Origin of the sequence: Corallococcus sp. AS-1-6, assembly GCF_020037015.1 — a bacterium.
GTDB lineage: Bacteria > Myxococcota > Myxococcia > Myxococcales > Myxococcaceae > Corallococcus.
In genome coordinates this window covers 53628-76272 of record NZ_JAIQDE010000009.1, presented here as the reverse complement: position 1 = coordinate 76272, position 22645 = coordinate 53628, and the positions used below count along the sequence as shown (strand labels likewise).

The window sequence follows — 22645 nt, the reverse complement described above, 5'->3', positions numbered from 1 at the left end:
TCCTGGAGTCCCGTCCCGATGGCCCTGAAGCGCCCCCTCCCCGCCCTCATGGGAGGCGTGTCCCTGTCCGTCCTCGTGAGCCTCGGGGCGCTGGCGCACCGGCACCTGCGCACCGACGCGCTGGAGGAGCGGCTGCTGCGCGAGGTGAACACGCTGGCATACGCGGAGCATCCGCGTCCGGCGCACCTCACCGCCACGCGGCCCGGCACCTTCGGGGACGCGATGGCGCCGCTGCTGCCCGCGCTGCTCCAGCGGGCCCGCGAGACCCCGCCCTCCACCGGGGCGGAGGCCCAGACCCTGGAGGCCGTGACGGAGGGCCGCGCGCCGGTGACGGACCTCCCCGCGCCCCGACTGGAAGCGCTGGAGCGGGGCCTGCCGTTGACGCACCAGGTGCTCGCCGCCACCCACGCGGAGTTCGGTGGGCTCCCGGAGGACCTGCGCCCCCTGTCCGGTCCGGAGCTGTCGCGCCGGGACGCGCTGATCCACGCGCTCCGCCGCGTGGTGGAGGACGCGGCGCTTCAGACGCGGCGGCTCGTCGCGCGGGGGGACGCGGACGCGGCGGTGGACACGTGCGTGGACACGCTCGCGCTCAGCCGGGAGCTGGCCCTGGGCGGCGGGCTCGTGGGGCTGCGGCTGTCCGCGGCCGGCTATGCGCGCGCGTGGCGGCCCTGCGCGGACGCGCTCGACGCGGCGTCCCTCACCCGCAAGCGCCAGGCCGTCTCGCAGCTCACGCGGCTGCATGAGGGCTTCCCTCCGGTGTCCCTGACGCTGCACGAGGAGTCCGTCGCCGCGCAGCTCCGCGCCTTCCGCGACCTGCTCTCCGACGACGCCCGCGCCGCGCTGCCGCCCACGTGGTTCGACGCGCCCGGGCAGCCCGGCGCCCTGTCCCGCCGGCTCCAGTGGCGTCAGTGGGTGGAGGACGCGGACCGCCTGCTCGCCGTGGTGGACCAACCGGCCGAGGAGCGCCGCCGCGCGCTGGCGGCCCTGGAGGCCCGGAAGGCCGGGGAGTATTTCCGCCAGGAGGAGACCCCGGCGGTGCGCCTGTCGCCGGAGGACCTGGAGGCGCTGGAGCTGCGCGCGCTGCGCTCCGAGGCCCTCATCGCCCTGGTGGAGGTCGACGTGGCCCGCGCGGAGAAGGGCCAGTGGCCGCGCGCGCTCCCCACGCGCACGACGTCGCTGGTGCTGGAGCCCGTGGACGAGACCCGGGTCAGCATCCGCTCGTGCATCCCGGGGATGATGCCCGACCCGCTGGTGGTGGAGGCGGACGGCTCGCTCCTGCTCCAGCACGTCCAGGACGTGCCCTGAGCCGGTGGCGCTGTAGCCGCGGCCGTCACGGGTTGTGACGCCGGAGGACTCAGCCGCATCCACTCCACGCCTGCGGATGGCCAGACCCAGATGTGTCGGCTGAGCCCGTGCACGAACGCCTCGCCTTCACTCAGGCAAGCACCGCAAGTCAACGATGGCGCACCAATCCCTGCCATCATTACTCCCTGCAAAACAGACTCAAGGCATCATGCGGTCTGCACTGACGTGACAACAAAGCATGCCTTGAAGATCAACATCCTGGCTCAATCCAAGAGGTGTAGAAAAGGACCCAGCTCACGACACAGCACTTCCGTTGAGCCCTGCATCCCCATGCAGTGCAGCACCTGATGAGTGACGAGATTGCCAAAAGCCTGACATTCAAATTAGCATTTCCCTCCTCAATTCACAGGAGGGGGTATGTCACAGAAGAAGTCAAAGACTGTGGCGGGACGCAAGGCCCAGGCGAGCGAACCGGTCACGTTCATTGCACCGAGTTCCACTGGCCTTGTCGACGCCGCGGCGATAGACATGTTCGGGGTGCTCGATGCACTGCATCCCTTGGAAGGTGCCGTCAACGCGCTGGGCGCCGCGGGCATCAATGCCTTGGCGCCATCTGAGGGTACAGTCCAACTTCGACTCGTCTGGACCCATCCCTCGACCCCGGTTTTCATCCGCTACTTTGTCGACGGCAAGCACGCCGTCGGAGTCACCGGCAAGGGGGGCACCAACAGCGTCTCCATCAACTACGCTCCAGGCCAGAAAGTCAGCGCGTCATTGCGGTTTCTAGGGGAGGGGTGGAAGTTCAAGCTCTACGCATGGGTATCTGGCCAGGCTCCATCTCACGAGCCAGTGGAAGAGGGCTCGGATCCGAGTGATGCCGCGAGCGACAACGTCATCGTCTTCAAGGTCAAGATCCCATGAAGTTGGCCTCCATGCACACGGTTCAGGTCGCGGCCACGCTTGTCCTCGCATTGAGCACCTTCTCCGCGGCCGCCCAGGACACCGCGTCCGCGTCATCAGCGGGGACACCGGTCCTGACGGACGAGGAACGACAGAGGTACGCGCCATTTGCGCTCGCCGCAGGCACGGACGAGGCAACGAAGCGCGGCTCCGAAGCCAACCCGGACCCATGGTCAGTGACGAATTCGACTCAGTTGTTCAGCCGCCCCACCTTCGGCGAGCTCTTCAAGGTGTCAGCGGAGACAACAGAGACAGGGAGCGCCTATCAGCTCAGTGGAGACGTCTGGAGCCTCTTCGACCCCTTCAAGAACCGTCCTTGGGGAACGTTGCAACTGAGCGGTTCGTACGCCCCCGACACGAAGGAGGCTTCGCTGGGCCTCAAGTTCAATTACAGCACGCGTGTCGCGGCACTTCTCTCCGACAAGGTGCTGGACACCATCCGTGAAAGAACGCAGGAGGCGGTCGATCAGTGCCTTGCATCCGCGAATGTAGGGAAGCGGGGCGTAACGATGACGGATGAAGAAGAGCAGGCCTTCAACAAGAGCCTGAAATATTGCGAAGACACAGCTGGCACGCCCGTCGTCAACAAGGACCTCCAGGTCGCGTATGGCTTTCGCCCCAACTTTGCATTGGGCGTTGCCGCCGCCCATAACTTTGACACGGGCCGCTTCGCGAAGTTCGCTGTGAACGGGTCCATGGAAGTCCCGCTTGTCCAAGGCTTCTCGCTGATTCTCAACGGCGATGTCGCCAATGACCGTGTCGAGACTGGCGGCGGACGCGCATGGACACTGTCTGGAACAGGGGCAGTGAACTACACGACGCCAATCAAGCTGGAGTTGAGTGGTGCCTTCAAGCTCAAGGGTTGCCTCACCGACCCATGCGAGGCGGACGGGTCCAATTTCGAGTTCGGGCCTCGCATCGCCTACCCCGTGACGAAGGACACGGTCCTTGCGCTCAACTTGACCTGGAAGGACACAGGTGCGGGCCTCAGCGATGTCTTCTCCGGCCTCGCCCTCTCCCACAGCTTTGGTTTCGAGCCCTCTAAACAGAATTAGCAGGGGCTCAGGAAGAGGCCCTCAGGCATGCACGCGCGCTGGGGCCAGACGTGAAGGCGGATGATCCGCCACAGCGCTCCGACAGGTCCTGAGCTGGTGACGGCGGCGCCCTGGTGGGTCGCCCGCGCCCGCTTCACGTCCGGCCTCCCACGTGGGAGCGGCGATGTAGGATGCGGCCTTTCCGTGGACGTCGTGGGAGGGAGCCGTCATGTCGTGGAAGCTCGCGCTGCTGGACGAAGTGTCGAAGGTGCTGCCGGATGCGCCGCTCAAGGGCTCGGACATCCGCGTGGAATTGCCGACCGCCAGCTATGCGCTGCCCGCGGGACAGAAGCTGGGCTCCCTGACGTTCGCGTTCGACGTGTCCGCGCGCGGCTTCGTGGAGGGCTATGACGCCCCGGCGGACGTGGACGCGGCGGGCGTGGTGGGCGAGGCCCCCGGCGACGCGGCGACGCAGTTGGCGCCGGCGCTCGTCTACGGCGGCGACCAGGCGTGGCTGAAGTACGGCGTGGAGGCGCGCGTGAAGGCGGACGTCGGCGTCCCGCTGCCCTACGTGGCGCTCGCGGCCAACGGCGACGTGCGCGTGCTGCTGGCGGACTACCACCGGCACCCGCAGGACATGAAGGCGCGCGACGCGCTGAAGGCGGACGCGCCGAACCTGCGGCTGCCCCTGCTCACGTCGTCGCTGGACACGCTGGGCGTGGGGGACGCCATCGCCTTCCAGGCGCGCGGCGAGCTGTCCGTCACCGCGACGCTGGACTGGACGGACGTCTACACGTCCAACCTCCAGACGCTGACGAAGCTCCTGTCCGCCAGCACGATGGTCGCCTTCGAGGCCAAGGCGGGCGCCACCGTGTCCGCGAAGGTGAAGGTGGTGGACGACTACGCCGTCATCTTCTCCCGCCCCGAGCCCGGCCAGGTGCGCGTGCAGGTGAAGAAGGTGGTGGCGCGCGAGGCGGGCGTGACGGCCAGCCTGCACGTGGAGGCGAGCCTCACCGACCCGGCCGCCGTCGTCTCCCAGGTGGAGCACGTGCTCGAAGGGCTCCTGTCGGTGCCGCTGTCCGAGTTCGACGCCCTGATGACGAAGCTGGAAGCGCACACCCTGTCGGAGAACGAGACGAAGGTCCTGCGCATCATCCTGGACCGGCTGGGCTTCGGGGAGCTGGAGGCCAACACCACGGCGCTGCGCACGCAGTGGGAGAAGCTCCGCGCGGACGTGCGCGCGCGCGTCCAGGCCCTGGCCGAGTCCAAGTTCGAGGCGGGCTTCCGCTACGAATACCTGCGCCTGCGCGAGCAGACCACGCTGCTGTCCACCGTGTGCACCGACGCCCAGGCCCGCGCCCTGCACCCGCTGCTGGTGTCCGGCCGGATGGACAGCGCGATGCAGCGCATGCAGGCCGAGGGCATGGCGCTGGAGCAGTGCCTGCTGAAGGAGGTCAACAAGGAGTCCAAGGCCTGGGGCTTCTCCCTGAAGCTGGGCAAGTGGGCGCTGGGCGGCAGCGACACGCGCGAGCTCACCCAGGTGGTGCAGCGCAACAGCCTGGAGAAGGAGTCGCCCCAGCGCGTCTCCTTCCTGGGGGTGCGCAGCTACCAGGGCGCGCTGCTCACGCCGTACATGCACTGGACCGCGGACTTCAAGGCGGACATGGCGGAGTTCCGCAAGTCACCCACCGTGGCGGACTTCGACCTGGGGCTGTACCTGCTGCTGGCCCATGACGCGCGCAAGCTGTCGGAACACGACCTGCGCCAGGCCGTGGACGAGGCCATCGTCTGGGGCGCGCTGGACGACGCCGAGGAGGAGGAGGTCCTCCGGCGCATCCGCGACGCCTCCGGCGGCAGGGAGCTGGAGACGCGGGTGGAGCTGAAGCTGGACAACCGGACGCTGCGCGACGTCATCACCCACGCGGCGGACGCGGACGCCCCTTCCGCCTTCGCTCGCGCGCTGGGCCGGGCCCTGCCCTGGTACGGCGTGCCGTGCCGCGACCGGCCCGCCGTGCGGGAGCTCATCTACGCGCCCCTGTGGAAGGCCTACCTGGAGCAGAACTGGTCCGCCGCCGACGCGGCGAAGACGGCCGCCGCGAACCTGAAGAACCACCCGCTCGTCGGGCACTTCGCGTACACCGAGGGGCAGTTGGGCAACGGCATGCTGACGTTCGCGGAGGTCATCCAGAAGAACCCCGGCACCGTGTCCAAGTGGCGCGACCTGCGCGCGGGGCTGCTGGACCTGCGCAACAACGAGCAGCGCTCGCCGTCCGTCTTCAACGGCGCGTTCAAGGCGCTGTCCCAGTCGTGGGCGCAGTCCTTCCACCTGAAGGCCACGGGCGCGTTCTTCCTGGAGCTGGCGTCGCGCGGCGGCAACGGCCTGGCCACCGTGGAGCGCACCTTCACCGTGACGGTGCCGGGGACGGGCGCGAGCATCGTCTTCTCCAAGTCGCGGGCCTGACGGGCGCCTCCGCGTCCGTCCGTCCGCTTCCGCACGCTCCCGGGGCGTGCGGAGGCGGGCTTCCGTCCGGGCGGAGGCGCGAAGGTGACGCGGCGCATTGCCGCGCCACGGGGGCATCACTACATCCAGCTCCTCACGCAGCACCTGCGCCGTAGAGGAGCCCCGGGAGATGATCGTCGGTCGGATGCTGTCCTGGCGGATCATCCTCCGCTACACGGGGCGCCCCGTCGTCGTCCACATCGCCATCGCGCTGGCCATCTCGCTGGGCTACGTGGCGCTGGACGCCAGGTGGCTGTCGGTGCCGGCGCTGCCGGTGACGCTGCTGGCCGCGGCGCTGGGCGTGCTGCTCGGCTTCCGCAACAACTCCGCCTACGAGCGCTGGTGGGAGGCGCGCACCCTCTGGGGCGGGCTGGTGAACGCGTCGCGGACGCTGGCCCGTCAGGTGCTCACCTTCCTGCCCGCGCCCCGCGCCCAGCGCAGCGACGGCACCCCGGAGACGCCCTCCGCCGCGTCCCGCCTGGTCCAGGTGGCCGTCCAGCCAGAGGGGCCCGCGCTGGCGCCCGCCTGGTCCAAGGTGGGTGACGGCGCGGTGCGCGACCAGTTCGGTCAGGCGCGCGACCTGCGCGGCCCGGGCGCGCCCCGCGCGAACCTGGCCACGTTCCTCCACCCGGGCGTGGAGTCCCCCCGGGGCATCCCCAGCATGTTCGAGGGCATCTCCGAGGACGCGCGCGAGCTCGTCTACGCGCAGATCGGCTTCGTGAACGCGCTGCGCTGCCACCTGCGGCGGCAGGACCCCTTCCCGGAAATCACCCCGTTCTTCCGCCCGTCCGTGCTGGAGGCGCTGCGCGTGGAGCAGAACGTGCCCGCCGCCATCCTCCTGTGGATGGGCACGCGCATGCGCCGCATCTACAGCGACATCGAACACCCGGAGAAGGTCTACATGCGCGTGTCGATGGACGAGACGCTCACGGAGCTGACCAACTACCTGGGCGCGTGCGAGCGCATCAAGAACACGCCCCTGCCCCGCCAGTACGACATCCTCCCGCACGCCATGGTGCGCGCCTACCTCACCATGCTGCCCCTGGGCGTCGTCGCGGACCTGGGCGTGCTCACGCCGCTCGTCACCGCCATCATCGCGTTCCTCTTCATCGCCATGGACGCGGTGGGCCGGGACGTGGAGAACCCCTTCGAGGACGCCGTCAGCGACACGCCCATGACGGCGCTGTGCCGCACCATCGAGATCAACCTGCGGCAGATGCTGGGCGAGTCCGAGCTGCCCCCGCCCGTCCAGCCGAAGGAAGGCCTGCTGTACTGAGCGCCTACTCCGCGGCCGTCACCTCCACGGTGCCCAGCCCGTCCACGGTCAGCCGCACGTGGTCGCCGGGCTTCATCAGGTAGGCCGCGGTGGCCGCGCCGGACAGCACCAGGCTCCCCGCGGGCAGCACCTGTCCGCGCTCCGCGAGCAGCGCGCAGAGCTGGATGAGGGACACCACCGGGTCCCCGGAGATGGCGTCCGAGCGCGCCTCGCCCTCCACCCTGCCGTTCACCTCCATGCGCATCTGGAGCTTCGTCAGGTCCAGCTCGCGCGGGGCGCGCTCCAGGGTGCCCGGCACGAACAGCGACGACGACGCGTTGTCCGCCACCACGTCCGGCAGGCTGAAGTACTTGAAGCCCACGAAGCGCGAGTCCAGGACCTCCATGGCCGCGAAGACGGCGTCGCACGCGTCCAGCACCTCGTCGCGCGTCACGGTGCCCTTCAGCTCCTTGGACGTGCGGAAGGCGATTTCAGGCTCGATGCGCGGGTGGATGCCCGCGCCCACGCGCACCACGCCGCCCGGCTGCACGCGCATCCGGTCCGTGAGCACGCCGAAGATGGGCGAGCCCAGGTTCATCTGCTGGCGCTTCGCCTCCGACGTGAAGCCCATCTTCAGGCCCACCACCCGCTCGCCCTGGGCCTCGCGCAGCCGGATGCCCTCCGCCTGCACCGCGTAGCCGTCCGGCACGGTCAGGCTCGGGTGCGCGTGCGACAGGGGCGGCACCTCCCGCCGCTCGCGCCGCGCCGCGTCCAGGATTCCAGCCAGGGCCGCTACATCCACAGTCGAGGTCATGCGCGAATCTTTTCCATGCCCGGCCCGCAATTCCACCAAGGATTCACCCGTGGAGCGGGTCCTGGAGGTGCTGGGCGCCAGACGGCCGCGCAAGCGAGCGCCATCCAACGCCGACTGTTCGGAATCCTGGAGGCGGCGGACGGCCGCGACATACATTGCCGCGTCTCCCTTCAGGAGGGCGCTGCCTTGGAGAAGGTCCTCAACTACGTCGGTGGCGAGCTGGTGCCCGCGGCGGGCGGCCAGTGGCTGGACAAGCCGGAGCCCGCGACGGGCCAGCGCTACGCGCACGTGCCGGACTCACGTGAGGTGGACGTGCAGTCCGCCGTGGAGGCCGCGGGCCGGGCCTTCCCCGCGTGGTCCGCCCTGCCGGCCATCGAGCGCTCGCGCTACCTGCGCCGCATCGCGGGGCTCATCCACGAGCGCCTGGACGCCTTCGCGCGCGCGGAGTCCATCGACACGGGCAAGCCGCTGTCGGTGGCCCGCACGGTGGACATCCCGCGCAGCGTGCTCAACTTCGAGTTCTTCGCGGACGCGGCGACGCAGTTCTCCAGTGAAGCGCACCCCATGGACGGTGTGGCGCTCAACTACACGCTGCGCTCGCCGCTGGGCGTGGTGGGCTGCATCTCGCCGTGGAACCTGCCGCTGTACCTGCTCACGTGGAAGATCGCCCCCGCGCTGGCGGCGGGCAACTGCGTGGTGGCCAAGCCGTCGGAGGTGACGCCGATGACGGCCTTCCTCCTGTCGCAGGTGTGCCGCGACGCGGGGCTGCCGCCCGGCGTGCTCAACCTGGTGCACGGCCTGGGGCCCCACGTCGGCGGGCCGCTCACGCGCCACCCGGACGTGAGCGCCATCTCCTTCACCGGCAGCACGCGCACGGGCGCGGAGATCGCCCGCGTGGCCGCGCCCGCGTTCAAGAAGCTGTCCCTGGAGATGGGCGGCAAGAACCCCAACGTCATCTTCGCGGACTGCGACTTCGACGAGGCGCTGGCCACCACGCTGCGCTCGTCCTTCGCGAATCAAGGACAGATCTGCCTGTGCGGCCCGCGCATCTTCGTGCAGCGCTCGCTGTATCCGCGCTTCAAGGAGGCGCTGGTCGCGCGCACGAAGGCCCTCAAGGTGGGCGACCCGCTGGTGGAGGGCACGGACCAGGGCGCGCTGGTGTCGCGCGAGCACTTCGAGAAGGTGATGGGCTACATCGCGCTCGCGAAGCAGGAGGGCGGCCACATCCTCACCGGCGGCCAGCGCGCGAGCGTGCCCGGCCGCTGCGCGAACGGCTGGTTCATCGAGCCCACCCTGGTGGAGGGCCTGGCGCCCACGTGCCGCACGAACCAGGAGGAGATCTTCGGCCCGGTGGCCACGCTCATGCCCTTCGACGACGAGGAGGAGGTGCTGTCGTGGGCCAACTCCACGCGCTACGGCCTGGCCGGCAGCGTGTGGACGAAGGACCTGGCGCGCGCGCACCGGTTCGCGGCCCGGCTGCACAGCGGCATCGTCTGGGTGAACACCTGGATGCTGCGCGACCTGCGCACGCCGTTTGGCGGGGTGAAGGAGTCCGGCGTGGGCCGCGAGGGCGGCTGGGACGCGCTGCGCTTCTTCACCGAGCCCAAGAACGTCTGCATCAAGCTTTGAGCGGGGAGAGCGACACGTGAGCGCTGGCGAGCGGATCGATTCGAAGAAGGCCCCGGAGCCGGTGGGGCTCTACCCCCACGCGCGCCGCGTGGGGAATCTGTTGTTCCTGTCCGGCGTGGGCCCGCGCGAGCGCGGCAGCAAGGCCATCCCGGGCGTGGAGCTGGACGCGGCGGGCAACATCGTCTCGTACGACATCGAGACGCAGTGCCATTCCGTGTTCCGCAACGTGCGCTACATCCTGGAGGACGCGGGCTCGTCGTGGGAGCGGCTGGTGGACGTGACGGTGTACCTCACGGACATGAAGCGGGACTTCCCCACGTACAACCGGCTGTGGGCGGAGTACTTCAAGGACAACCCGCCGTGCCGCACCACGCTGGAGATCAACGCGCTGCCCACGCCCATCGCGATTGAGCTCAAGTGCATCGCCACCATTGGAGACGTGTGACATGGGCCGACTGACCCCCATCAACTTCAAGAAGTGGATCGACGAGCACCGCCCCCTGCTCAAGCCGCCCGTGGGCAACCAGCAGGTGTGGGCGGACCGGGACTTCATGGTCACGGTGGTGGGCGGGCCCAACTCGCGCACGGACTTCCACGTCAACGAGGGCGAGGAGTTCTTCTACCAACTGGAGGGCGACATCACCCTGCGCGTCATCGACGAGGGGCAGGTGCGGGACATCCCCATCCGCGAGGGGGAAATCTTCCTGTTGCCGCCCAAGGTGCCGCACTCGCCGCAGCGCCCCCCGAACACCATCGGCCTGGTGCTGGAGCGCCGCCGCCAGCCGCAGGAGCTGGATTCGTTCCTGTGGCTGTGCCCGAAGTGCGGCGAGAAGCTCTATGAGGAGTCGCTGCACGTCACCAACCTGGTGACGCAGCTTCCGCCGGTGTTCGAGCACTTCTACGGCAACCCGGAGCACTGCACCTGCAAGCAGTGCGGCACGAAGGTGACGCGGGGTGGTGCGCCCCAGTGAAGGTCGACATCCACACGCACCTCCTCCCCCCGGAGCTCCCCCGCTTCGCCGAGCGCTTCGGCTACGGCGGCTTCATCACGCTGGACCACCACGCGCCCTGCCGCGCGCGGATGCTGCGGGATGACGGGAAGTTCTTCCGCGAGATCGAAAGCAACTGCTGGGACCCGAAGCAGCGCGTCGTGGAATGCGACGCGCACGGCGTCCAGGTGCAGGTGCTGTCCACGGTGCCGGTGCTGTTCAGCTATTGGGCGAAGCCCCAGGACGGCCTGGAGGTGGCGCGCTTCCTCAACGACCACCTGGCCGGCGCGGTGGCGACGGCGCCCCGGCGCTTCGTGGGGCTGGGCACGGTGCCGCTCCAATCCACCGACCTGGCGGTCAAGGAATTGGAGCGCTGCGTGCGCACGCTGGGGTTCGCGGGCGTGCAGATTGGCAGCCACGTCAATGACCTGAACCTGTCCGACCCCGCCCTCTTCCCCTTCTTCCAGGCGGCGAGCGACCTGGGCGCGGCCGTCTTCGTGCACCCGTGGGACATGATGGGTGAGGCGAAGATGACGAAGTACTGGCTGCCGTGGCTGGTGGGGATGCCGGCGGAGGTGTCGCTGGCCATCTGCTCGCTCATCTTCGGCGGGGTGATGGAGCGGCTGCCGAAGCTGCGGTTGGCCTTCGCGCACGGCGGCGGCGCGTTCCCCGGCACGCTGGGCCGCATCCAGCACGGCTTCGAGGTCCGCCCGGATCTGGTGGCGGTGGACAACCCCGTCGCGCCGCGCGACTACCTGGGGAGGTTCTGGGTGGACTCGCTGGTGCACGACGCGGAGACGTTGCGCGGCATCGTGAAGCTGTTCGGCGCGGACAAGGTGGCGCTGGGCAGTGACTATCCCTTCCCGCTGGGCGAGGAGCGGCCCGGCACGCTCATCGAGTCGCTGACGGACCTGGCGCCTTCCGTGCGCGAGCGGCTGCTCTCCCGCAATGCCCTGGAGTGGCTGGGGCGCTCGCACGAGGACTTCGCACCATGACGGCCCCTGTCTACGAGAACACCGATGTGTTCGCCTACGGCCTGGACGCGGCGGATCCGCTGAGGCCCCTGCGCGACGAGTTCCTCTTCCCGCCCGCCCCTTCCGGCGCGCCGGCCATCTACCTGGCGGGCAACTCGCTGGGGCTGCAGCCGCGCAAGGCGCGCAAGTACGTGCAGATGGAGATGGAGGACTGGGAGCGGCTGGGCGTGGAGGGCCACGTGCACGGCCGACACCCGTGGCTGCCCTACCACGAGCAGCTCACCGGCATGGTGGCGCGGGTGGTGGGCGCGCAGCCCCTTGAAGTCGTGGTGATGAACACCCTGTCGGTGAACCTGCACCTGATGATGGTGTCGTTCTACCGGCCCACGCGCGAGCGCTTCAAAATCCTGATTGAAGGCGGCGCCTTCCCGTCGGACCAGTACGCGGTGGCGTCGCAGGCGCGCTTCCACGGCTACGACCCGAAGGAGGCCATCGTCCGGCTGATGCCCCGCGAGGGCGAGGACACGCTGCGCCCCGAGGACATCCTGGAGGCCATCGAGCGGCACGGGAAGGAGCTCGCGCTGGTGATGCTGGGCAGCGTGAACTACCTCACCGGGCAGGCGTTCGACCTGAGGGAGATCACGCGCGTGGCGCACGCGCAGGGCTGCAAGGTGGGCTTCGACCTGGCGCACGCGGCGGGCAACCTGAAGCTGTCGCTGCACGACGACGGGCCGGACTTCGCGGTGTGGTGTTCGTACAAGTACCTCAACGGCGGACCGGGCAGCCTGGGCGGCGTGTTCGTGCACGAGCGCCACGCGCACTCGCCGGAGCTGCCGCGCTTCGAGGGCTGGTGGGGGCACAACAAGGCCACGCGCTTCGAGATGGGCCCCACCTTCGACCCGCTGCCGGGCGCGGAGGGGTGGCAGTTGTCCAACCCGCCCATCTTCCAGTTGGCGGCGCTGCGCTCGTCGCTGGAGCTGTTCGACAAGGCGACGATGGCGGCCCTGCGCGCGAAGAGCGACCAGTTGACGGGCTACCTGGAGTTCCTCCTGGACCGGCTGCCCGCGGGGTACGTCACCATCACCACGCCGCGCGACCTGAAGCAGCGCGGGGCGCAGTTGTCCCTGCGCTTCAAGGGCGAGCCGAAGCGGCTGCTCCAGCGGCTGTCCGCGGCCGGCATCATCTGCGACTTCCGCGAGCCGGACATCATCCGCGCCGCGCCCACGCCCCTCTACAACACGTACCTGGACGTCTTCCGCTTCGTGAAGGCGCTGGAGGCCCATGCCCTCGAATGAGTCGAAGCTGACGGTGGTGGGAGCGGGCCTGGTGGGCTCGCTGCTCTCGCTGTACCTGGCCCGCAGGGGCCACACGGTGGAGGTGCTGGAGCGCCGGGCGGACATGCGCCGTGAGACGCTGGACGCGGGGCGCTCCATCAACCTGGCCATCTCCACGCGCGGCCTGCACGCCTTGCGGCAGGTGGGCCTGGAGGAGGAGGCGCTGAAGCACGCCATCCCCATGCGCGGGCGGGTCATCCACCCGGTGAAGGGCGAGCTGGCCTTCCAGCCGTATGGGAAGGACGACTCGCAGCACATCAATTCCATCTCGCGCGGCTGGCTGAACAAGTTCCTGATGACGCAGGCGGAAGCCACGGGCCGCGTGTCCATCCGCTTCCGTCAGCGGGTGACGCAGGCGGATCCGGCCGCGGGAATGCTCACGGTGCTGGACGAGGCCACGGGCGTGACGCGGGAGGTGCGCGACGCGGTGGTGTTCGGCACGGACGGCTCGGGTTCGGCGGTGCGGGAGGCGCTGCAATCCCAGACGGACTCGCAGACGCTGGGGCATGGCTACAAGGAGCTGACGATTCCGCCGGGCGAGGGCGGGCGCTTCCAGATGGAGAAGCACGCGCTGCACATCTGGCCGCGCGGCACGTTCATGCTCATCGCGCTGCCGAATGAAGACGGCAGCTTCACGTGCACGCTGTTCCTGCCGTGGGAGGGGCCGGTGAGCTTCGCGACGCTCCAGACGCCCGCCGCGCTGGAGGCGTTCTTCCAGGAGCAGTTCCCGGACGCGAAGGCGCTGATTCCCGGGCTGGTGGAGGAGTTCTTCTCCCGGCCCACCGGGCACATGGTGACGGTGAAGTGCGCGCCGTGGCACGCGGGCGGGCGCACGCTGCTGCTGGGCGACGCGGCGCACGCCATCGTGCCGTTCTACGGCCAGGGGATGAACTGCGGCTTCGAGGACTGCGTGGTGCTGGACGCGCTCCTGTCGAAGCAGGCGGACTGGGCCGCGGCGTTCGGTGAGTTCGAGCGGCTTCGCAAGACGAACGCGGACGCCATCGCGGACATGGCGGTGGAGAACTTCATCGAGATGCGCGACAGCACGGCGGATCCGCGCTTCCTGTTGGAGAAGGGCGTGGAGAAGGTGTTGCTCAACGCGTTCCCGGGCGAGTTCGTCAGCCGCTACACGCTGGTGAGCTTCAGCCGGGTGCCCTACCGGCTGGCGTACGGCGTGGGCGCCATCGCGGGCGGCATCGTGGCGGAGCTGGCGAAGGACTTGAAGCGGCCGGACGACGTGGACCTGGACCGGGCGGCGAAGCTGATTCGCGGCCGGCTGACCCCTTTCATGGAGGAGCACGCGGATGGATTTCGGCTTGAAGGGTAGGCGGGCGCTGGTGACGGGCGCGTCCTCGGGGCTGGGGCGCGCCATCGCGGACACGCTGGTGAAGGAGCGCGCGACGGTGGCGGTGTCCTCGCGAGGCGGGGAGAAGCTCCAGAAGGCGGCGAAGGAGCTGGGCGCGGCGCTCGCGGTGCCGTGTGATTTGACGCAGGCCGGGGCCGCGCGCGGGCTGGTGCGTGAAGTCACGCAGAAGCTGGGCGGCCTGGACGTGCTGGTGGTGAACGCGGGGGGCCCGCCGTCCGGAGGCTTCGAGGCCATCACGGTGGAGCAATGGCAGACAGGGTTCCAGAGCCTGTGGCTGGCCACGGTGGATGCGATCCAGGAAGCGCTGCCGGGCATGAAGGCACAGGGCTGGGGCCGCATCGTGCTGGTGACGTCCACGGCGGCGCGCGAGGCGATGAACAACCTCACGGTGTCCAACGGCCTGCGCGCGGGGTTGCTGGGATTGGTGAAGAGCCTGAGCAATGAAGTGGCGCCGTATGGAATCACGGTGAACGCGGCGCTGCCGGGCTACCACGCGACGGACCGGATGAAGGACCTGGGCCTGTCCGACGAGAAGGTGGCGCCGAACATCCCCGCGAGGCGGCTGGGAAGGCCGGAGGAGTTCGCGGCGCTGGTGACGTTCCTGGCGTCGGAGCCGGCCGCGTACATCAGCGGCCAGTCCATCGCGTGTGACGGTGGAGCACTGCGGGGCTTCTAGGCCACGGCTCACATCGCGGCGTAGCTCAGCGGACAGCCCGCCCCCTGAGACGATGGAGCTTTGGAAGGGCTTTGAAGTGACGTCGGTGGCCTTCCGGGGGGAAGGCCATGGACGCGACGAAGCGGGCGGTATGCCTGGGGCTGGCGTGGCTGATCACGGGCTGCGCGACGGGCGGTGGAACCGTTGTGGAGGGCAGCCTCCAGCCCCGGCACTTCCGGTTCGTCACGGTCGTTGAACAGACAGAACCAGGCGCGGATGGCTGGCAGGAAGCCTGTGTTCATGTTCCGCTCCGGCGTGACACAGGAGAAGTCTTCAAGTGCACGCTGGGCATCGGGATGCCCCTGGAGACAAAAGCGTTGGGACCCCTTCCGCGGGAGCTTGCCCAGCGCATCTCAGCGGACTGCGCGAACCTCGCGGCCCAGACTGTGTTCAGTTCGACCACACCTGTCACAGCACTGGGGCTTGCCTGCAAGCAGTTCAGGGACACCTTCGCCCTGGCACTCGGTGGTGCGGTCCGGGGCTCACGGGTTGCTCCAACGTGCCACACGGCCACCAGCCCCATGAATGCCGGAGGCCGGAAGCCATGACACCTTCCGCGAATGACCTGCTCGCGATTGCTCGTCGCTACTGGGGCTCCGACCAGGCCTATGTCTTCCGTCAGGAGCGCACTGCCGAGGATCTTCGCTACGAGGCACTGTGGGAGGAGAAGAATTCGGAGAGGCCCCGCTGGGGGGCCTTTGTGAAGACACTTCGAGAAGCACTTCCCGGCTGCGATGCCAGGGACTACACGCCGCCCCTGGCGAACCCCAGCTTTGGTGCGCTCGTCTATCCTCCCTACGAGCGCATCATGCACAAGCCGCGGTTCATCTGGACCGTCGCCGGGTATCTCAGCATCCTCGCCCCGGTCTACACGGTGCACTGCGTTCGGCATCAGTACCTGGGCAAGCACTGCCTGGACTCCAAGGTGTTCCTGGGTCCCGCTCCGTTGGAACTGCGTGGCATCGCGGACACGGTCGCCCGACACATCGAGGCCGAATACGGCGCCACCGCGCTGCCGCTCGAAGTCGCGCAGACGCCCGTCCCCCTCTACGTCAACTTCATGAAGCCGCCGGAGACCACGCTCTTCCACGCGCTCTTCACTTCGGAGCCCTGGAACATCCCCTGACGCAGCGGGCCAGCCATTTTCCATTCTGACGGCAAAGTCTTTGTGATTTGGGCTGGTGGATTTCTCACGTTTTGCGACAAAGTTCGCCCCCTTCGCCGGGAGGGGCGCAGACGTGTCCAGACGAATCCGTTTCATCCGTGGGCTGTGGCTCATGGCCGTGTTGTGGGGCGCCGGGGCCTGGGCCCAGGGCAACTCGGTCATCACCGGGACCCTGAAGAACGCGCTCGACAAGCAGCCCCTGGTGGACGTCGTGGTCACCGCCACCTCGGCCCAGCTTCAGGGCGAGCGCACCGTGCTCACCGACAAGAGCGGCCTGTACCGCATCCCCCAGCTCCCGCCGGGCACGTACACCCTGCGCTTCGAGGCCCAGGGCTATCAGCCCTATGCCCGCGACGGCATCCTGCTGCGAATCGACCGCACCATCCGCTTCAACGCGGAGCTGGCGCCGGACACCCTGAGCTCCGACATCGAGGTCGTCGGCTCGCCGCCGACCCTGGACGTGGGCTCCAGCGCCGCGGGCGTCACCGTGGACCAGGACTTCATCCGCAACATCGCCGTCATCCGCCCCGGCACCAAGGGCTCCGCGTCCCGCTCCTTCGAAGGCCTGGCCGAACTGGCCCCCGGCGCCACCGAGGACCGCTACGGCGTGAGCATCAGCGGCAGTTCGTCCCCTGAGAGCCAGTACGTCGTGGACGGCCTGTCCGTGAACGACCCCGGCGTGGGCACCCTGGGCACGCCCCTGTCCGTGGAGTTCGTCAAGGAGGTCAACGTCATCACCGGCGGCTACATGCCGGAGTACGGCCGCTCCACCGGCGGCGTGCTCAACGTCGTCACCAAGTCCGGCTCCAACGAGTTCCACGGCTCCGTGTTCGCCAACTACGCGCCCGGCGCGTTCCAGACCTCCGGCAAGGAAATCCTGCGCGAGGGCAGCGTCATCTCCGCGCAGGGCAGCGCCCACAACCTGGGCGACTTCGGCTTCGACCTGGGCGGCCCCCTGCTCAAGGACAAGCTCTGGTTCTACGTGGGCGTCGCGCCGTCCTTCAATCGCATCCAGGTGGACCGCCAGCTCAGCAGCTACGAGCTGTGCACGGAGGTGGACCCCGCCAACGGCTGCGCCGCCGTGGGCGCGCGCCGCAAGGACCCCACCACCGGCTTCTCCCAGGTGACGCCCATCGACGGCAGCCGCACCAGCCGCTTCGCCGACGAGCGCAGCGTGCAGTACCTGGGCAAGCTCACCTACAACTTCAACCCGGACCACAGCCTGTCCGTGTCCGTGTTCGGCACGCCGCGCTCCTCCGGCGGCAGCGGCAAGTACTCCTTCAGCGACGACGGCGAGCCGGAGGTGTGCACCAGCCTGTCGTGCACCGCCTTCGTGCAGGGCGCTTATGAGGCCATCGCCACCCGGCGCAGCAACAGCGCCATGGACATCGTCGCGAAGCAGGCGTCGTCCTTCTTCGACAAGAAGCTGCTCGTGGACGCGACGCTCGGCTGGCACCACCAGGCGGACTCCATCCTCCCGTCGGACGGCTCCGGCCTGGGCTCCGGCGAGGGCCTGTCCGCGAAGCCCAACATCGCCTGGCGCCGCACCCGCAACCCCGGCTACCACACCATCAACGAGTTCGAGACGCTCCCCTCCGAGGACGCCTGCGGCACCACGCCCGAGGAGCAGCGGCTGCGCTGCCCGGTGACGGCCTACTCCACCGGCGGCCCCGGCACCATCAGCGTCCAGCGGCTGGACCGCGTGCAGGGCAAGGTGATGGGCACGTACCTGCTGGAGGCCCTGGGCCACCACATCCTCAAGGCCGGCGCGGACATCGAGCGGATGAGCTTCTACAACAAGCGCGCGCGCACCGGCCTGACGCCCTGGCAGGAGTGCACCGGCGGCGACTGCTTCTTCAGCCTCAACCAGTACGGCTACCTGCAGGGGCCGGACCTCCCGGTGTTCCTGCCCAACAAGGAAGGCACCTCCACGTCCACCACCGTGGGCGGCTTCATCCAGGACAGTTGGTCCGTCCTGGACAAGGTCACCGTCAACGTGGGCCTGCGCTACGACGTGCAGACCATCTACGGCCTGGACGGCGAGGTGGGCCTGCACCTGCCCAACCAGTGGTCCCCGCGCCTGGGCGTCATCTACGACCCGACGCAGAGCGGCCGCGCCAAGCTCTTCGCCAACTTCGCGCGCTTCTTCGAGAACGTCCCCCTGGACATGGCGGACCTGTCCTTCCCGCAGCAGCAGTTGCTCTCCGCCACCTACGACTCGCCTCCGTGCGTTCCCTCGCGGGAGGATTCGCTCCTGGGGGACTGCACCCAGAACGCCAACCGCCAGCCCATTGGCAACCGCGAGAGCCCCAACCAGTTGTGGGACGCGCAGGGCGGAGACCGCGTGCCGGTGGACCCCCAGATTCGCGCCCAGTCCGCGGACGAGTTCGTGGTGGGCGGTGAGTACGAGCTCTTCACCGCGAGCCGCCTGGGCGCCACGTACACCCGGCGCTACCTCAACGACGTCATCGAGGACATGAGCCGCGACGACGGCAGCACCTTCTTCCTGGGCAACCCGGGCAAGGGCTACTCCACGGACTTCCCGCTGGCCCGGCGCGAGTACGACGCGGTCAACCTCTACTTCCAGCGCGCCTTCACCAACGGGTGGCTGGCCCAGGCCAGCTACACCTGGTCCACCCTGCGCGGGAACTACTCCGGCCTGTTCCGCGCGGACACCGGCCAGCTCTCCCCCAACCTCACGCGCGACTTCGACCTGGTGTCGCTCACCGTCAACCGCGAGGGCCAGCTCCCCGGGGACCGCACGCACTCCTTCAAGGTGTTCGCCGCGAAGGAGCTGGTGCTGGGGCCTCGCACCAGCATCAACGTGGGCGGCAACTACCGGGCGCGCTCCGGCGCGCCGCTCAACTACCTGGGCGCGCACCCGCGCCGCAGCGGCTCGGAGACGTTCATCCTGCCGCGCGGCAGCGCGGGCCGGCTGCCCTGGGTGCACGGCGTGGACGGGCACGTGGGCCTCAACCAGCGGCTGGTGAAGGACTACGTCCTCACGGTGTCCCTGGACGTGTTCAACCTCTTCAACTTCCAGCAGTACACGGACGTGGACCAGACCTTCACCACCACGCGCGTGTACGCCATCGAGCAGGGCGGCAAGCCGGACGACCTCACCGCCTGCCTCAGTGAGAACAACCCCAACTGCAAGGTCATCTCCACCGCCACGGGGCTGCCCATCGGCGTGCAGGACATCAACCCCAACTTCAAGCGGCCCACCGCCTACCAGGCCCCGCGCTCCATCCGCCTGGGCGCGAAGCTCAGCTTCTAGGCCCAAGCCCATGAGGACTCCCGCGATGAAGCTTCGTTGGATGGCAGTGAGTGCAGGGCTCGCGGCGGCGGCCGTCGCCGTGGGCGCGTGCGGCAGTGAACCGGAGCCCGAGTGCGTCGTGGCCCGCGCCGTGTCGGACGGCTCCACCGGCTCGTTCGCCGCGACGTACCAGCTCAAGACCGGGCAGAACCCGGACACGGTCTGCGCGCGGCTCAAGCCGGAGCCGCTGGGGCTGCAGAAGTTCTTCAGCCCGGACCCGTCCGCGCCCGACACCGTGGGCGTGCGCAGCGCGCGGCTGGGCAAGCTGATGGAGGACTTCGCGTCCCGGCTGACGGAGGACTCGAAGGCGTCCGCCACCGCGGTGGGGCCGTTCGCCTCCGCGACGCCGGGGGCGGACCACTTCTGCTCGGTGCCGGATTTGACGCCCACGCGGCTGGAGGTGCCCGCGTCCACGGCGGCGGACGGCGGCGTGCTGCCCGCGCAGGACTTCGGCTACACGTGGAGCAACCTGCGCATCTACAACACGCCGGAGATTCCGGGCACGCAGTTCACCGCGGACCTGGTCTACGCGGAGAACGGCTGCAGCGCCGAGTACGCCGTGAAGGGCATCTGGCCGGTGGTGAAGTGCCAGAACAGCAAGACGAAGCTGCCGGACGACGCGCTGTGCGACCCGTACGCGGACTACGACGCGGGGCGGCTGCGCGGCTCCGGCATCAACCCGCTGTTCCCCGTGAAGTGCGACCCGGACGCGCTCATCTGCGTGCTCACGGGTGAGGTGCCGTCGGCGCCGTGAGGCCGTGGCTTCCGGGGCGCAGCGCCTGCGGCAGGTCCCGGAAGTCCCTCACCAGCCAGTCCGGCCGCTCCCGCGCCAGGACCTCGCGCGGGAACGACGTGGCGACGGCGACACACGCCGCGCCCGCGGCCCGCGCGGCCTGGAGCCCCGCCACCGCGTCCTCGAACACCACGCAGGCGTGCGGCGGGACGCCCAGCGCGGCGGAGGCCTTGAGGTACACCTCCGGATCCGGCTTGCCCCGCGACACGTCCGTGGACGTCACCCGCACGGGGAACAGGTGCTCCAGCCCCACGCGCGCCAGGGCCCGCTCCGCGTTGCGCGCCAGGGCGCTCGTGCCCAGGGCCCAGGGCACGCCCGCCTGCTTCAGGGACATCAGGTAGGCGCCCACGCCGGGCACGGCGGACAGGGGCTCGTGGTCGAGCAGCCGGTGGAAGGCCCGCTCCCGGTCCTCGGTGAGCGCGGCCACCTCCTCGTCACCCAACCGCGCGCCGAACCACGCGCGCAGCGTCTCCCCGGCCCGCCGGCCGTTGGTGGCGAGCAACTGCTCGCGCGTGGGCACGTAGCCCCGCTCGCGGGCGAACTCCGTCCAGACGCGGTAGTGCAGCTCGGTCGTGTCGATGACGACGCCATCCAGGTCGAAGAGGACGGCGCCGAAGACGGTGATGTTCGAGGTCGATGGAGTCATGGAGGTCGCGCTCTCTCGAAAATCCACACGGCACGCGTCACAAAGCTATTCATCGGACGGGGCGCGGGCGTGGCTTGCGCCCCTGCCGTCCGTGCCCGGCTTGCGAGCGGCCGTGGGCACGGTTTCCGGGGAGCGACGCCTGCCAGGCCCCGGGGCAGCCAGCCCGTTGTAGGCTGCCGGGGACGTCCATGCCGCCCAAGAACCCCACGGATTTCTCCACCACCGCCGTCCGCACGCAGGGCTCGCCGTCACAGGCCGCCCAGGTGGTGCCGGCGTTGACGCTCATTGGCCATGCCCAGCCCCAGCGCATCGGGGAGCGGCTGCTGCTGGACGGGCTGCTGTCCGCGGAGCGCGCGGTGGCGCTGTCGCGCAACGCGCCGGACTTCAGCCGTCCGGGCGCGGTGCTGGCGCTGCCCCTGGGCGACCCGTTCCTCAGCCGCACGCCGGTGCGCTTCGAGGCGGGGCCGGACGGCGGCGTGCGGCTGCGGGTGCCGGAGGGCGGGACGCCGGTGTGGGTGGGCGGCGAGCCGGTGCGCGGCGGGCGGGAGTTCCCCGCGCGGGCGCTGGTGGCGGGCGTGCCGCTGGTGCTCGCCGGGCGCGTGGCGCTGCTGCTGCACCAGGCCACCGTGCGCGGCGCGGGGGCCCCGACGGAGCTGGCGGGGCTGGGCATGGTGGGCGACAGCGAGGGCATCGTCCGCGTGCGCGAGGACGTGCTGCGCGTGGCCGACCTCCAGGTGCCCGTGCTGGTGCGGGGCGAGACGGGCACGGGCAAGGAGCTGGTGGCCCGGGCGCTCCATGAGCGGAGCCCGCGCCGCGCGGGCCCCTTCGTCAGCGTCAACCTGGGCGCCCTGGCGAAGGACCTCATCGCCGCGGAGCTGTTCGGCGCGGTGCGGGGCGCGTTCACCGGCGCCGCGCGCGACCGGGAGGGCTTCTTCCGCGCCGCCCACGGCGGCACGCTGTTCCTGGATGAAGTCGCGGAGGCGCCCCCGGAGGTCCAGGCGGCGCTCCTGCGCGTGCTGGAGACCCAGGAGGTCTATCCCGTGGGCGCGCAGAGCCCGGTGCGCGTGGACGTGCGGCTCGTCACCGCCACGGACGCGGACCTGGAGGCGCGCATCCGCGACGGCCACTTCAAGGCCCCGCTGCTGCACCGGCTGGCGGGCTTCGAAATCACCGTGCCCCCGCTGCGCGAGCGCCGCGAGGACATCGCGCCGCTGTTCCTCCACTTCGCGCGCCAGGAGCTGGAGTCCACGGGCGAGGCGGGGCGGCTGAGCTCCTCGGACGCAAGGGCGGAGCCGTGGCTGCCCGCGTCGCTCGCCGCGCGGCTGGTGCGCTCCGCGTGGCCCGGCAACGTGCGGCAGCTTCGCAACATCGCGCGGCAGCTCGTGATTGGAAGCCGGGGGCTGCCCGGGCTGCGCGTGGATGCGCGGCTGGAGCAGTCGCTGGACGCCGACGCGCTCCCCATTCCCGGCCAGCCCCTGACGGAGCAGGCGCCCTCCCCTGCCTCGGAGGACACGCCCGCGCCTTCGGAGACGCGCGCCCCCGCGCGGCGCAAGCCTTCGGAGGTGAGCGAGCAGGAGGTGCTGGAGGCCCTGCGCGCCTGTGCTTGGGACTTGAAGGCCACGGCGGACTGGCTGGGCATCCCGCGCTCCTCCGTGTACGTGCTCATCGACAAGAGCTCGCTCTTGCGGACCGCGCGCGACCTGAGCCCGGAGGAGATCACCCGCTGCTTCCACGAGTGCGAGGGTGACTTGGACCGCATGGTGCAGAAGCTGGAGGTCTCCCGCCGCGCGCTCCAGCGCCGGGTGCGTGAGCTGGGATTGGACGCGAGCTGAGCTGGTACGGTGTCTGCA

General features: G+C 69.8%; 18 protein-coding genes. 16 read left to right on the top strand and 2 right to left on the bottom strand.

Annotated features, from left to right (window positions below; genetic code table 11):
* Positions 1-18: 18 nt before the first annotated feature.
* From K8612_RS14615 to K8612_RS14595, 5 genes are all read left to right on the top strand, one after another.
* On the top strand, positions 19-1305 hold the full coding sequence (locus K8612_RS14615; RefSeq protein ID WP_223762705.1) for a hypothetical protein: 1287 nt from the start codon (positions 19-21) through the stop codon (positions 1303-1305).
* 417 nt (positions 1306-1722) lie between these two features.
* Complete coding sequence (locus K8612_RS14610; RefSeq protein ID WP_223762704.1) at positions 1723-2226, top strand: hypothetical protein; 504 nt, start codon at positions 1723-1725, stop codon at positions 2224-2226.
* Complete coding sequence (locus tag K8612_RS14605; RefSeq protein ID WP_223762703.1) at positions 2223-3320, top strand: porin; 1098 nt, start codon at positions 2223-2225, stop codon at positions 3318-3320. Before K8612_RS14610 ends, K8612_RS14605 begins: the two co-directional genes overlap by 4 nt.
* Positions 3321-3528: 208 nt before the next feature.
* A complete protein-coding gene (locus K8612_RS14600; RefSeq protein WP_223762702.1) occupies positions 3529-5760 on the top strand; it encodes a hypothetical protein in 2232 nt (743 codons plus the stop codon).
* Positions 5761-5929: 169 nt separating this feature from the next.
* Entirely contained in the window at positions 5930-7075 is a 1146-nt protein-coding gene (locus tag K8612_RS14595; RefSeq protein WP_223762701.1) for a bestrophin family ion channel, read from the top strand.
* A gap of 4 nt (positions 7076-7079) precedes the next feature.
* On the opposite strand, the gene K8612_RS14590 is transcribed toward K8612_RS14595, so the two are convergent.
* The gene (locus K8612_RS14590; protein ID WP_223762700.1) at positions 7080-7868 is read right to left on the bottom strand and encodes a 2-keto-4-pentenoate hydratase; all 789 of its coding nucleotides are present in this window, start codon (positions 7866-7868) and stop codon (positions 7080-7082) included.
* Between the two features lie 186 nt (positions 7869-8054).
* On the opposite strand from K8612_RS14590, the gene K8612_RS14585 reads away from it, so the two are divergent.
* The 10 genes from K8612_RS14585 to K8612_RS14540 all read left to right on the top strand — a co-directional run bounded on the left by K8612_RS14585 (position 8055) and on the right by K8612_RS14540 (position 20110).
* Complete coding sequence (locus K8612_RS14585; RefSeq protein ID WP_223762699.1) at positions 8055-9497, top strand: aldehyde dehydrogenase; 1443 nt, start codon at positions 8055-8057, stop codon at positions 9495-9497.
* A 16-nt stretch (positions 9498-9513) separates the two neighbouring features.
* Positions 9514-9942: a RidA family protein gene (locus tag K8612_RS14580; protein ID WP_223762698.1), complete on the top strand. Its 429-nt coding sequence runs from the start codon at positions 9514-9516 to the stop codon at positions 9940-9942.
* Position 9943: 1 nt separating this feature from the next.
* A complete protein-coding gene (gene nbaC, locus K8612_RS14575; RefSeq protein ID WP_223743998.1) occupies positions 9944-10468 on the top strand; it encodes a 3-hydroxyanthranilate 3,4-dioxygenase in 525 nt (174 codons plus the stop codon).
* Positions 10465-11481, top strand: coding sequence for an amidohydrolase family protein (locus K8612_RS14570; RefSeq protein WP_223743999.1), 1017 nt, complete (start codon positions 10465-10467; stop codon positions 11479-11481). The genes nbaC and K8612_RS14570 overlap by 4 nt, the downstream gene beginning before the upstream one ends.
* Positions 11478-12755, top strand: coding sequence for a kynureninase (gene kynU / locus K8612_RS14565; RefSeq protein WP_223762697.1), 1278 nt, complete (start codon positions 11478-11480; stop codon positions 12753-12755). Before K8612_RS14570 ends, kynU begins: the two co-directional genes overlap by 4 nt.
* Complete coding sequence (locus K8612_RS14560; protein ID WP_223762696.1) at positions 12742-14121, top strand: NAD(P)/FAD-dependent oxidoreductase; 1380 nt, start codon at positions 12742-12744, stop codon at positions 14119-14121. Before kynU ends, K8612_RS14560 begins: the two co-directional genes overlap by 14 nt.
* Positions 14099-14836, top strand: a complete 738-nt coding sequence (locus K8612_RS14555) for an SDR family oxidoreductase (protein ID WP_014393716.1) — start codon at positions 14099-14101, stop codon at positions 14834-14836. The genes K8612_RS14560 and K8612_RS14555 overlap by 23 nt, the downstream gene beginning before the upstream one ends.
* 583 nt (positions 14837-15419) lie before the next feature.
* Positions 15420-16001: a hypothetical protein gene (locus K8612_RS14550; RefSeq protein WP_223762695.1), complete on the top strand. Its 582-nt coding sequence runs from the start codon at positions 15420-15422 to the stop codon at positions 15999-16001.
* Between the two features lie 112 nt (positions 16002-16113).
* A complete protein-coding gene (locus K8612_RS14545) occupies positions 16114-19317 on the top strand; it encodes a TonB-dependent receptor (protein ID WP_223762694.1) in 3204 nt (1067 codons plus the stop codon).
* A 40-nt stretch (positions 19318-19357) separates the two neighbouring features.
* Positions 19358-20110 carry a hypothetical protein gene (locus K8612_RS14540; protein WP_223744004.1) on the top strand — a complete coding sequence of 251 codons (753 nt, stop codon included), beginning with the start codon at positions 19358-19360 and terminating at the stop codon, positions 20108-20110.
* Here K8612_RS14540 and K8612_RS14535 read toward each other — a convergent pair.
* Positions 20082-20795 carry an HAD family phosphatase gene (locus K8612_RS14535; RefSeq protein ID WP_223744005.1) on the bottom strand — a complete coding sequence of 238 codons (714 nt, stop codon included), beginning with the start codon at positions 20793-20795 and terminating at the stop codon, positions 20082-20084. The genes K8612_RS14540 and K8612_RS14535 overlap by 29 nt on opposite strands.
* Before the next feature lie 188 nt (positions 20796-20983).
* Here K8612_RS14535 and K8612_RS14530 point away from each other — a divergent pair, with 188 nt between their 5' ends.
* Positions 20984-22627, top strand: a complete 1644-nt coding sequence (locus tag K8612_RS14530) for a sigma 54-interacting transcriptional regulator (protein WP_223762693.1) — start codon at positions 20984-20986, stop codon at positions 22625-22627.
* Positions 22628-22645 lie beyond the last annotated feature (18 nt).